Origin of the sequence: Candidatus Pelagibacter giovannonii (genome assembly GCF_012276695.1) — a bacterium.
Classification (GTDB): domain Bacteria; phylum Pseudomonadota; class Alphaproteobacteria; order Pelagibacterales; family Pelagibacteraceae; genus Pelagibacter; species Pelagibacter giovannonii.
On record NZ_CP038852.1, the window covers coordinates 918,103 to 930,904 of the forward strand.

Sequence of the window (12,802 nt, forward strand, 5' to 3'; positions counted from 1 at the left end):
AATGCAAAAATTCAATTCACTTACAAGTATCCCAGCATATTTACCAATAGTAAATATTGATACAGATATGATTATTCCAAAACAATTTCTTAAAACAATTAAAAGAACAGGGTTAGGAAAAAACTTATTTTTTGAAATGAGGTATGATGATAATGGAAATGAAATAAAAGATTTTATTCTAAATCAAGAACCTCACAATCAATCAAAAATACTAATTGCAGGAAAAAATTTTGGCTGTGGTTCATCAAGAGAGCATGCTCCCTGGGCACTTTTAGATTTTGGAATTACATGTGTGATAAGCTCTAGTTATGCTGATATTTTTTACAGCAACTGTTTCAAAAATGGAATTTTACCAATTACCTTACCAGAAGAAAAAATAAAAGAATTATCAGAATATTCAAAAAGAAAAGAAGAAATTTCAATAGACTTAAATGAAGAAAAAATAATTTTTGGAAATAGTGAAATTAAGTTTGATATTGATCCATTTAAGAAAAAATGTTTATTAGAGGGACTTGATGATATTGCGCTGTCATTAGCCAAAAAAGAAAAAATTACAACCTTTGAAGAAAACCTAAAAAATAATAAACCATGGATATTTAATGATAAAAATTAAAAAAAGAAAGATTTTACTTTTACCAGGGGATGGCATTGGACCTGAGGTTATTCAAGAAGTTAAAAAAGTTATTTTATGGTTGAATTCAAATAAATCTTTAGATTTTGAAATTGATGAAGATTTAGCTGGTGGTTGCTCTTACGATAAGCATGGAACACCAATTACAGATGAAGTTTTTTACAAAGCTTTAGAAAGTGAATTTGTTATGTTAGGTGCGGTCGGTGGACCAAAATGGGATAACTTGGATTTTTCAAAGAAACCAGAAAGAGCCTTGTTAAAATTAAGAAAAGAATTGAAATTATTTGCAAATTTAAGACCTGCGATTTGTTTTGAACAATTAGTTGATGCCTCAACACTAAAACCAGAAATCGTATCTGGATTAGATATTATGATAGTGAGAGAATTAACAGGTGGAATTTATTTTGGTGAACCAAGAGGAATCAAGCCAATAGAAAATGGTGAAAGAAAAGGGATTAACACACATTCATATACAACTAGCGAAATAGTTAGAGTAGCAAAAGTAGCTTTTGATCTAGCAAGAAAGAGATCAAATCAGGTTACTTCATGTGAAAAGTCAAATGTAATGGAGGCCGGACAACTTTGGAAAGAAGAAGTTCAAGAGTTACACGACAAAGAATATAAAGATGTAGAATTAAGTCATATGCTTGCTGACAATTGTGCAATGCAATTATTAAAAAACCCAAAGCAATTTGATGTAATTGTTACTGATAATTTATTTGGAGACATGCTTTCCGATCAAGCCTCAATGTTAACGGGATCCCTAGGTTTATTACCATCAGCTTCTTTAGGTGCAAAAAATAAAGATGGAGAAATGAGAGCTATGTATGAACCTATTCATGGTTCTGCACCGGATATTGCTGGAAAAGAGATTGCAAACCCAATAGCCTCGATTTTAAGTTTTGCAATGGCTTTAAGATACTCACTGGATTTAGATAGTGAAGCTGATGCTTTAGAAAAAGCTGTGCAAGATGTCTTAAATGATGGTCTTAGAACAAAAGATATTCTTTCTGAGGGAAAAAAAGAAGTATCAACATCAGCTATGGGTGATGCGATAATTTCAAAATTGCAATAATTAAATAATTATTCTAGAGTTCTGGAATGCCAAATTATACTGCTCCAGTCGAAGACATGATGTTTCTTTTTGATAAATTAAGAAATAATAAAAATTATAATGATCTTGAAAAGTATAAAGAGGTTAATTCAGAATTAGTAAAAGATATTTTAGAAGAAGCAGCCAAGATTAATCAAAACTTAATATTACCATTAGCAAAATCAGGTGATGAAAACCCAACAGTTCTAGAAAATGGTGTGGTTATAACACCGCCAGGCTATAAAGAAGCTTATTCTAAATATATAGAAGATGGTTGGACTTCACTTTCTTGTGATCCAAAATATGGAGGACAAGGAATGCCAAAAACGGTAAGTGCTTTTTTTGATGAAATGTTATCATCTGCAAGTTTATCATTTAAGCTTTATAGTGAGTTAAGTATTGGTGCATATAATTGTATTTCTCATCACGCCACAGATGAAATAAAAGAAAAGTATCTTCCAAAAATGGTTGAAGGAAAATGGAGTGGCACAATGTGTCTTACAGAGCCAGTTTGTGGAACTGATTTAGGCCTTTTAAAAACAAAAGCTATTGAGCAATCTGATGGAACTTTTAAGTTAAGTGGACAGAAAATTTTTATTACTTCAGGTGATCAAGATCTAACTGAAAATATTATCCACTTAGTTATTGCAAGAGTAGCTGATTCTCCAGCAGGTACAAAAGGAATAAGTTTATTTTTAGTACCTAAATTTTTAGTAAATGAAGATGGATCTATTGGACCTAGAAATGGAGTTTCTACAGGGTCTATAGAAAGTAAAATGGGAATTAAAGGTTCTGCTACATGTGTATTAAATTTTGATGATGCAACCGGTTATATGATTGGATTAAAGAATAAAGGGTTAAATGCAATGTTTACTATGATGAATTTAGAGAGAATAGTTGTAGGAATTCAAGGCTTAGGGATTTCTGAAATTGCCTATCAAAATTCTTTAAGTTACGCAAAAGAACGAAAACAAGGAAAAACAAATAATACAAAATCAACTAATGGTGCAGATTTTATAATTGAACATGCCGATATTAGAAAATCTTTGCTTAATATGAAATCTATTATTGAAGGTGAAAGAGCCTTATGTTTTTGGCTGTCTCAACAAACAGAAGTTAGCCTTTATCACCCAGATGAAAAAATTAAACAAGAAGCATCAGACCTTGTGTCGCTAATGACACCTGTAGTTAAAACGATGTTTAGTGATATGGGAATGGAGATAACAAGTGAAGCTATGCAGGTTCATGGTGGTTATGGGTATACAAAAGACCAAGGAATAGAGCAATTATATAGAGATAATAGAATTACTCCAATTTATGAAGGAACAAATTCAATTCAAGCCGCAGATTTAGTTTTTAGAAAATTAGTAAATAAAAATGGTGATATAATTAACAAATACTTAGAATTGATCAATAATGACTGCATTACAGAAAATGAAAAATTAAAACCTTTTATAAAAGAACTAAAAGCACACCTAGAAATCTTATCTACCTTTACTGTTTGGATCAAAGAAAAAGTACAAAACTCAAAAGATGATGCAAGTGCGGCATGCAATGACTATTTAAAAGCACTGGGGTTTGTGTCCATAGCACATGCGTGGATAAAAGTTTTAGAAGTAAGCTTTAAAGATTACGAACAAAACAAAGACTTTTATGAAGATAAAATACAAACTGCAAATTTTTATTTTAAAAGAGTTTTACCAAGAGCCGAAAGTCATTTTAAAACTGCTACATCAGGAAGTGATTATATAATGAATTTTAAATTCAGTTAATATGAGTCATTACGATACAAATTTAGATAAAAATGAGGCTAATTATGTTCCTCTTTCTCCTTTAACATTTTTAGAAAGAACCAAAGATATATATCCAAATTATGAAGCCTTAGTTTACGAAAGTAGATCGTATACCTGGGAAGAGGTTTATAAGAGATGTGTTAAATTTGCTAGCGCACTAGATAAATTAGGTGTGAAAACTGGAGATACAGTTTCTATAATGGCTTTCAATACGCCAGAAATTTTTGAAGCACATTATTCAATACCGATGGTGGGAGCAGTAATTAATGCAATCAATACAAGACTAGATCCAAATACAGTAAGTTACATTTTACAACATAGTGATGCAAAGGTTTTAATTGTAGATAGACAATTTCATGATGTGATTGAGAAGGCTTTAAAAAATGTTAAAAATAAAATTACAATTATTGATATTGAGGATCAGGACATAGATACAAGTTCTTTTAAAAAGATAGGAGATCTTGAGTATGAGAGTTTTTTAAATACAGGTGATGAGAATTATGAATGGAAAAAACCAAAAGATGAATGGGAAGCAATTTCATTGGGGTACACATCTGGAACCACTGGAAACCCAAAAGGAGTAGTTTATCACCATAGAGGCTCATATTTGATGTCAACAGGCAGTGCCACAGCCTGGAATATGCCTAATAAACTAAATTTTTTATGCGTTGTACCAATGTTTCATTGTAATGGCTGGTGCTATCCTTGGACACTAGCAATGCTACATGCAAGAGTAATTTGTTTAAGAAACATCGATGTAAAAAAGATGTTTGAATTAATTGATAAATATGAAGTAACTCATTTTGGTGGAGCCCCAATAGTATTAAATATGATTGTTAATGCTCCAAAAGAAGATCAAAAAGTACTAAAAAGAAAAGTAAATGTTTTAACTGCAGGCGCACCACCTCCAAGCATTATCTTTGAAAAGATGGAAAAACTTGGTTTTGAAGTGATGCATGTTTATGGATTAACGGAAACTTATGGTCATATGTTGCAGTGTGCATGGAATGAAGATTGGAATTCTTTAGAAAAAGATAAAAAGAATGAAATCAAAGCAAGGCAAGGTGTACGGTACCCAAACACAGAGGGCGCTATTGTAATGGATCCTGAAACAATGAAGCCAGTACCCAAAGATGGAAAGACTATGGGTGAAATTATGATTAGAGGAAACATTGTAATGAAGGGGTATTACAAAGACAAAGAAGCAACAGATAAGTCAATGGAAGGTGGATGGTTTCATTCAGGGGATTTAGCTGTGACCCATCCTGATGGTTATATAAAAATTCAAGATAGATCTAAAGATATTATTATTTCTGGAGGAGAAAATATTTCTTCAATAGAAATTGAAAATGCAATTGCAAAACACCCTTCAGTTTCTTTAGCAGCTGTAGTTGCTAAACCAGATGAAAAATGGGGAGAAACACCTTGTGCTTTTGTTGAATTAATTAAAGATAAACCAGCAACTGAAAAAGAAATAATAGATTTTTGTAGAGAAACATTGGCAGGATTTAAACTTCCTAAAAGTGTTATTTTTTGTGATTTACCCAAAACTTCAACAGGAAAAATTCAAAAATTTGAACTTAGAAAAAAAGTTAAGGAATTAAGTTGATCTTTCAAGTAGACAATAAGAATGTCTTTGCATCAGATTCAGGTAAAGGTATTGATAAAAAAAAATTTACAATAATTTTACTTCATGGAAGTGGTCTCTCTCATATTGTTTGGTCTTTAACAGAGCAGTATTTATCAAATCAAAATTATAATGTTTTAGCAATTGATTTGCCTGGTCATGGAAGTTCTGAGGGTGATTGTTTAAAATCAATAGAAGAAATTTCAGATTGGTTAGAAAAAGTTTTTAAAGAACTTAATATCTCTGAATTAACAATAATAGGTCATTCTCAAGGGTGTTTGGAGGCATTGGAATATTCCTCAAGATATTCAGAAAGAGTTAAAAATTTAATATTTGTTGGTGGTTCTTATAGAATGCCTGTTAATCAGGATTTAATAGATCTTGCTGAGAGTGGAGATAATAAAGCAGTTCAATTAATGATGAAGTGGAGCTATGAAAACTCTAAAAAGTTTATAGGAGGCAATCCTGTAAATAAAATTATTAATTCTCCAAGAGATATTAGGGAAGTTTTAGCCACCGATCTTGTAGCTTGTAATAATTATAAAAATGGATCTGAAGCTTTAAGGTTAATCAAGTGTCCTACATTATTTATTTTTGGTGAGCTAGATAAGATGGTTAACCTTGAAAAAGGTATGAAATTTGCTGAACTTATTCCTAATTCAAAAACTCATATAATTAAGGATTGTGGACACATGATTATGTTTGAAAAAGCTTTTGAAATGAGAGAAAAGATCTCTGAATTTTTAAAAAAATGAAAAACTTTTCAATAGCAAAATCTAGAAGATTAAGAAGCACTCCTTATACCTCAAGAATAGAGAAGCAAGGGGTTACAGCATACACAATTTATAATCATATGCTGTTACCTGCAGCATTTGGATCAATAGAGGATAGCTACAAACATTTAAAAGAACATGTTCAAGTATGGGATGTTGCTGCAGAAAGACAAGTAGAAATATCAGGAAAAGACTCTGCAGAGTTAGTGCAATTAATGACATGCCGAGATTTATCAAAATCTAAAATAGGCAGATGTTATTATTGCCCTATAATAGATGAAAATGGAAATTTAGTTAATGACCCAGTTATTCTAAAACTAGATGAAAATAAATGGTGGATATCAATAGCAGACTCAGATGTAATCTTTTTTGCCAAAGGCTTAGCATCAGGACATAAATTTGATGTTAAAATTGTAGAACCAGTAGTTGATATAATGGCAATACAAGGTCCAAAATCCTTTGCATTAATGGAAAAGGTTTTTGGAAAAAAAATTACTGAACTAAAATTCTTTGGGTTTGATTATTTTGATTTTGAAGGGACAAAGCATCTTATAGCAAGGTCAGGATGGTCAAAACAAGGAGGATATGAGGTATACGTTCAAAATACGCAGTCAGGACAAAAATTATATGATCATCTTTTTGAAGTTGGAAAAGAATTTAAAGTAGGACCAGGATGTCCAAACTTAATAGAGAGAATTGAGAGTGCACTTTTATCTTATGGTAATGACTTTGATAATAATGATAATCCATTTGAATGTGGTTTTGATCAATATGTTAGTTTAGATAGTGATATAAATTTTTTAGGAAAAGAAAAATTAAAAGAAGTAAAACTAAAGGGACCTCAAAAGAAATTAATGGGAGTTAGAATTAACATAAAAGAAATTAGTCTTACTGGATCAAAAGACATATATGATGAGAATAATAATATAATTGGTGAGTTAAGATCGGCTTGTTATTCGCCTCATTTTCAAAAGGTTATAGGTATAGCAATGATTCAAAAATCGCACTGGGAAGTATCTCAAAGCTTTAAAATTCAAGTAAACGGTAACACTATTAATGGAAACGTTTGCGATTTACCCTTCATCTAGTATAAAAGTAAAATAATATCATGAATATAGCAATTGTAGGAGCCACAGGTAATGTTGGAAGAAAAATGCTTGAAGTATTGGAGCAGAAAAAAATTTCAATTAATGAATTATTCTTAGTTGCCTCTTCAAGAAGTGCTGGACAAAAAGTAAATTTTAATGGTAAGGAGCATGAGATTTTTAACTTAGAGACTTACGACTTTTCTAAAGCTGAAATTACATTTTTTGCAGCTGGTGGAAAAATATCAGAAAAATATGCAGAAAAAGCAGCAAAACATACTACAATAATTGATAACTCTAGCTTTTTTAGAATGGATCAAGATGTACCCTTAGTAGTTCCACAGGTGAATCCAGAAGCAATTAATGTTTTAAAAAAAAATATTATCGCTAATCCAAACTGCTCTACAGCACAATTAGTAATAGCTCTAAAACCATTACATGATGAATTTAATATAAAAAGAGTGGTTATATCCACTTATCAATCTGTATCTGGTGGTGGTAAAGAACCAATGGATGAATTGATTGAACAAACTAGATTATCATTAGATAAAAAGAAAATAAATTCTAAAAATTTTACTAAACAAATTGCTTTTAATGCCATTCCACACATAGATGATTTTGCTGATGATGGTTACACAAAAGAAGAATTAAAGATGGTTAACGAAACAAAAAAGATTCTTGATAATAAGATTGAACTGACAGCAACATGTGTAAGAATTTCAGTGCTAGTTTCTCACGCTGAGTCAGTAAATATTGAATTTGAAAAACCAATTAGTTTAGAAAAAATACACTCTTTATTAGATAGTGCAGAAGGTTGTGAGGTATATGATAAAAGAGAAGATGGAGGTTACATTACACCTTTAGAAGCAGAAGGTAAAAATGAAACATATATTTCTCGGATTAGAGAAGACAAAACAAAGAAGAATACAATTAATATGTGGATAGTATCAGATAACTTATTAAGAGGTGCTGCACTGAATGCAATTGAAATAGCCGAGCTTTTAATTAAAAAAAATAATGGATAACAACAACCCTTTATCGCCACATATCCAAATTTATAGATGGCATATATCTTCTTTAGTTTCTATTTCTCATAGAATTACTGGAATAGTTAATATATCAGCAATAACTATAATTTGTTTTTGGATCTTTTCTTTATTATCAGGAGAGTCTAATTACGAACTAACAAAAATATTTTTACAATCTATTTTTGGAAAATTTATTATTATTTGTTTAACTTGGTCATTTAGCTTTCAAATATTGAGTGAAATAAGACATTTAGTAATGGATCTTGGCTATGGATTTGAACTAAAGACAACAAAGATTACAGGCTTACTAGTTATCTTTGGGTCTATTTTTTTTACAATTCTATTTTATCTATTAGGAAGGAATTTTATTTAAAATGAACTTTGTTACAAAAAAATGGGTGTTCATGAAAATTAGCTCAGCAATTCTAGTGCCCCTAATGATTTGGTTTATCTTAAATCTAGTTTCAATTTTTGATAAAGATTATATTGAGATTGTTAATTTTTTTACTACTCAACCATCTAAAATTTTAGTTTCTTTAACACTAGTATTTGCTTACTTTTTCTCAGCTTTAAGCATTAGTGAGGTATTTGAAGACTATATTCAGGATGAAAAAATCAAAAATGCCGCAAACAAAATGCTCAATATTTTTGCTATAATAGTGCCAATAATCACAATTACTATAATATTTAATTTAAGCTAATGAGTTCATATAAAATAATAGACCATGAATACGATGTTGTCGTGCTTGGTGCCGGAGGATCAGGCCTAAGAGCTGCTGTTGGTTTAAGTGAAGCAGGATTAAAAACTGCCTGTATTTCAAAAGTATTTCCAACAAGAAGTCATACCTCTGCTGCTCAAGGAGGAATTTCTGCATCTTTAGGGAACATGGGTGAAGATGATTGGCGTTGGCATATGTATGACACTGTTAAAGGTGCTGACTGGTTAGGTGACCAAGACAGTATTGAGTATCTTTGTAAAGAAGCTCCAGCAGCTGTTATAGAATTAGAAAAATATGGAGTACCATTTAGTAGAACTGATGATGGTAAAATTTATCAAAGACCTTTTGGTGGAATGACAAAAAATTATGGTAATGGTATTGTTCAAAGAACATGCGCAGCCGCAGATAGAACTGGACACGCAATACTTCATACCCTTTATGGACAAGCTTTAAAGCATAATACTGAATTTTTTATTGAATACTTTGCTCTAGATTTATTAATGAAAGATGGTGAGTGCAAAGGTCTTATTGCTTGGAATTTAAATGATGGAACAATTCATAGATTTAGAGCTCACAGTACAATAATTGCAACAGGTGGTTATGGAAAAGCTTATTACTCAGCAACTTCAGCACACACTTGTACAGGTGATGGAAATGCTATGGTTTTAAGAGCGGGTTTACCATTACAAGATATGGAGTTTGTACAATTTCACCCAACAGGAATTTATGGACATGGAACTTTAATTTCTGAAGGTGTCAGAGGTGAAGGTGGATATTTAGTTAATTCAAAAGGAGAAAGATTTATGGAGCGATATGCTCCAAAAGCAAAAGATTTAGCATCTAGAGATGTTGTAAGTAGATCAATGTCGATTGAAATTAACGAAGGTAGAGGAGTTGGTAAGGAGCAAGATCATGTTCATTTACACTTAAGTCATTTAGATAAAAGTATTATTGAAAGTAGACTTCCAGGAATAACTGAAGCAGCAAGATTATTTGCAAATGTTGATGTAACTAAAGAGCCAATACCAGTCGTTCCTACCGTTCATTATAATATGGGAGGCATTCCAACAAATTATAAAGCCGAAGTATTATCAGGAAATGATTCTGAAACGGTTCCAGGATTAATGGCAATTGGTGAGGCTGCCTGCGTTTCTGTTCATGGGGCGAATAGATTGGGGTCTAATTCTTTAATTGATTTAGTTGTATTTGGAAGGGCAGCAGCCAAGAGAGCTGCTGAAATTGTAAAACCAGGAACTCCACATGAGGATATAGGAGAGACCGAAACAAAAAAATGCTTAGAAAGATTTGATAAATTAAGAAACTCTAGTGGTGAAAATAGCACTGCAGAGCTTAGACTTTCAATGCAAAAAACCATGCAATCTAAGTGTGCTGTTTTTAGAACCCAAAAAACTCTTAAAGAGGGTGTTGATAATATTAGAAAAGCATACGATGGAATGGAATCAATTTCTGTAAAGGATAAGTCACTTGTCTTTAACACTGATTTAGTGGAAACATTGGAGTTTGATAACTTGATAAGACAAGCAATTACAACAGTGGACTCTGCTTATAATAGACAAGAGAGCAGAGGTGCACACGCAAGAGAAGATTTCCCAAAAAGAGATGATGAAAAATTTATGCAACACACTATTGCTTGGTGTAATGGAAAAGATACAAAAATTGGTTATAGGCCAGTTACAAAAACAACTTTAACAAATGAAGTTCAATACTTTCCACCACAAGAAAGAGTTTACTAGTGGTTCAAATAAATTTACCTAAAAATTCAGAAGTTGAAAAAGGTATCTATTATCAAGATAAAACTGGATCAAAAAATATCAGAAAAGTAAATGTTTATAGATGGAACCCTTCAGATGAAGAAAATCCTAGAGTAGATACTTATGAGGTAGATATGGATAATTGTCCCTCAAAAGTACTAGATATTTTAAATAAAATTAAAAATGAAATTGATCCATCATTAGCTTACAGAAGATCTTGTGCGCATGGTGTTTGTGGATCATGTGCAATGAATATGGATGGGAAAAATGGTTTAGCATGCACGAAGCCTCATTCAGAAATTGAAGGAGATATAAATATTTATCCACTACCTCATTTAAAAGTTAAAAAAGATTTAATTGGAGACTTGAGCGGATTGTATAAACAATATGAATCAATTGAGCCTTGGTTGAAAACAAATACAAAAGTTGAAACTACAGAAATTAAACAATCTCAAGAAGACAGAAAAAAATTAGATGGTGCATATGAATGCATCATGTGTGCTTGCTGTTCAACATCTTGCCCAAGTTATTGGTGGAATGGTGATAAATATTTAGGTCCTGCTGTTTTGCTTCAAGCTTATAGATGGATAGTTGATAGTAGAGACGATGAAAAAAAAGCAAGATTAAAAAAAGTAGCTGATGAGCTTAAATTATATAGGTGTCATACTATTATGAATTGTACTAGTGCGTGTCCAAAGGGATTAAATCCAGCAAAAGCTATAGCTGAATTGAAAAAAATGCTTGCAACAAGCTAATTACCCCTTTAAATAGCAACATTCATGAATTTATTAGAACATTTTGTTGGCGGAAAGCTAATTTCAGGCTCATCTGATAGAAAAAGTAAAATTTTTAATCCAGCAACAGGCGAACAAGAGTCTGAGGTAAGATTAGCTAGTAAAACTGATCTTGATCAAGCTGTAGAAGTAGCACAAAAAGCTTTTGAAACCTGGTCATTAAAACCTGCACTTCAAAGAGCAAGGGTAATGTTCAAATTTAAAGAATTAATAGAAAAAAATGCTGACGAACTTACAAAACTAATAGTTTCAGAGCATGGCAAGGTTTATGAGGATGCCAAAGGTTCTTTAACAAGAGGTTTAGAGGTTGTTGAGTTTGCTTGTGGAATCCCAAATTTACTTAAAGGAGAATTTTCAGAAAACGTAGGAACAAATGTTGACAGTTGGTCGATGCGTCAGCCTCTTGGAGTTGTTGCTGGTATTACACCTTTTAATTTTCCAGCAATGGTGCCTATGTGGATGTTCCCTCTAGCTATTGCATGTGGAAATACATTTATTTTAAAACCATCAGAAAAAGACCCATCTTGTCCATTAAGATTAGCAGAATTGCTAACAGAAGCTGGACTACCAGATGGTGTTTTTAATGTTGTTAATGGAGATAAAGAGTCCGTTGATGCAATTTTAACAAATAAAGATGTCAAAGCTGTAAGTTTTGTAGGTTCAACACCAATTGCAAAATATATTTATGAAAATTCTGCAAAAAATGAAAAAAGAGTTCAAGCTTTAGGTGGTGCAAAAAATCATTTAGTTGTAATGCCTGACTGTGACCTTGATGGTGCAGTAAATGGATTAATGGGTGCTGCATACGGTTCAGCAGGAGAAAGATGTATGGCACAATCGGTAGCAGTAGCTGTAGGAGATATAGGTGATGAGTTAGTTGCTCGTTTATCAAAAAAAGCTGAAGCATTAAAAGTAGGACCTGGTATGGATAAAACATCTGAGATGGGTCCACTAGTTACAAAAGAACATTTAGAAAAAGTAAAAAGTTATGTTGATCTTGGAGTTGAAGAAGGTGCTAAATTAATTGTTGATGGAAGAAATATAAAACTTCAAGGATATGAAAATGGTTTTTTTATAGGTGGGTGTTTATTTGATAATGTCAAAAAAGATATGAGAATTTATAAAGAAGAAATATTTGGACCTGTTTTATCAGTCATAAGAGTAAAAACTTTTGAAGAAGCAACAAAGCTAATTAATGATCATGAGTATGGTAATGGAGTAAGCATTTATACAAGAGATGGTGATGCTGGAAGAACGTTCGCAAGTAAAATTCAAGTTGGTATGGTTGGAATTAATGTTCCAATACCTGTACCAATGGCATTCCATAGTTTTGGCGGATGGAAAAGATCTTTATTTGGAGATAGCGCAATGCACGGAGCTGAAGGAATTAAATTTTATACAAAGCTTAAAACAGTAACATCAAGATGGCCTTCTGGAATAAGATCTAATGCAGAATTTGTCATGCCAACAATGAAATAAGGAAAAAA

Annotated in this window: 12 protein-coding genes; all 12 read left to right on the forward strand. The window is 31.9% G+C overall.

The window, feature by feature from the left end:
* The first annotated feature begins 1 nt into the window (after window position 1).
* Genes leuD through E5R92_RS05155 form a run of 12 tightly spaced genes read left to right on the forward strand, consistent with a single transcriptional unit; the run spans window position 2 to window position 12,794 of the window.
* Complete coding sequence (gene leuD / locus E5R92_RS05100; protein WP_174823069.1) at window positions 2-613, forward strand: 3-isopropylmalate dehydratase small subunit; 612 nt, start codon at window positions 2-4, stop codon at window positions 611-613.
* The gene (leuB, locus tag E5R92_RS05105) at window positions 600-1,706 is read left to right on the forward strand and encodes a 3-isopropylmalate dehydrogenase (RefSeq protein WP_168607011.1); all 1,107 of its coding nucleotides are present in this window, start codon (window positions 600-602) and stop codon (window positions 1,704-1,706) included. The genes leuD and leuB overlap by 14 nt, the downstream gene beginning before the upstream one ends.
* 26 nt (window positions 1,707-1,732) lie before the next feature.
* Window positions 1,733-3,496 (forward strand): acyl-CoA dehydrogenase family protein, encoded by a 1,764-nt coding sequence (locus E5R92_RS05110; RefSeq protein WP_168607012.1) that lies wholly within the window; start codon window positions 1,733-1,735, stop codon window positions 3,494-3,496.
* A 1-nt stretch (window position 3,497) separates the two neighbouring features.
* Window positions 3,498-5,126 (forward strand): long-chain-fatty-acid--CoA ligase, encoded by a 1,629-nt coding sequence (locus tag E5R92_RS05115; RefSeq protein WP_168607013.1) that lies wholly within the window; start codon window positions 3,498-3,500, stop codon window positions 5,124-5,126.
* A complete protein-coding gene (locus E5R92_RS05120; RefSeq protein ID WP_168607014.1) occupies window positions 5,123-5,899 on the forward strand; it encodes an alpha/beta fold hydrolase in 777 nt (258 codons plus the stop codon). The genes E5R92_RS05115 and E5R92_RS05120 overlap by 4 nt, the downstream gene beginning before the upstream one ends.
* Window positions 5,896-7,005, forward strand: coding sequence for a dimethylsulfoniopropionate demethylase (locus E5R92_RS05125; protein WP_168607015.1), 1,110 nt, complete (start codon window positions 5,896-5,898; stop codon window positions 7,003-7,005). Before E5R92_RS05120 ends, E5R92_RS05125 begins: the two co-directional genes overlap by 4 nt.
* Window positions 7,006-7,025: 20 nt before the next feature.
* Window positions 7,026-8,027 (forward strand): aspartate-semialdehyde dehydrogenase, encoded by a 1,002-nt coding sequence (locus E5R92_RS05130; RefSeq protein WP_168607016.1) that lies wholly within the window; start codon window positions 7,026-7,028, stop codon window positions 8,025-8,027.
* Window positions 8,020-8,403, forward strand: coding sequence for a succinate dehydrogenase, cytochrome b556 subunit (gene sdhC, locus E5R92_RS05135; RefSeq protein WP_168607017.1), 384 nt, complete (start codon window positions 8,020-8,022; stop codon window positions 8,401-8,403). Before E5R92_RS05130 ends, sdhC begins: the two co-directional genes overlap by 8 nt.
* Before the next feature lies 1 nt (window position 8,404).
* Window positions 8,405-8,731 carry a succinate dehydrogenase, hydrophobic membrane anchor protein gene (gene sdhD, locus E5R92_RS05140; protein ID WP_168607018.1) on the forward strand — a complete coding sequence of 109 codons (327 nt, stop codon included), beginning with the start codon at window positions 8,405-8,407 and terminating at the stop codon, window positions 8,729-8,731.
* Window positions 8,731-10,503, forward strand: a complete 1,773-nt coding sequence (gene sdhA / locus E5R92_RS05145) for a succinate dehydrogenase flavoprotein subunit (protein WP_168607019.1) — start codon at window positions 8,731-8,733, stop codon at window positions 10,501-10,503. Before sdhD ends, sdhA begins: the two co-directional genes overlap by 1 nt.
* The gene (locus tag E5R92_RS05150) at window positions 10,503-11,276 is read left to right on the forward strand and encodes a succinate dehydrogenase iron-sulfur subunit (protein WP_168607020.1); all 774 of its coding nucleotides are present in this window, start codon (window positions 10,503-10,505) and stop codon (window positions 11,274-11,276) included. Before sdhA ends, E5R92_RS05150 begins: the two co-directional genes overlap by 1 nt.
* Before the next feature lie 24 nt (window positions 11,277-11,300).
* A complete protein-coding gene (locus E5R92_RS05155; protein ID WP_168607021.1) occupies window positions 11,301-12,794 on the forward strand; it encodes a CoA-acylating methylmalonate-semialdehyde dehydrogenase in 1,494 nt (497 codons plus the stop codon).
* Window positions 12,795-12,802: the final 8 nt, after the last annotated feature.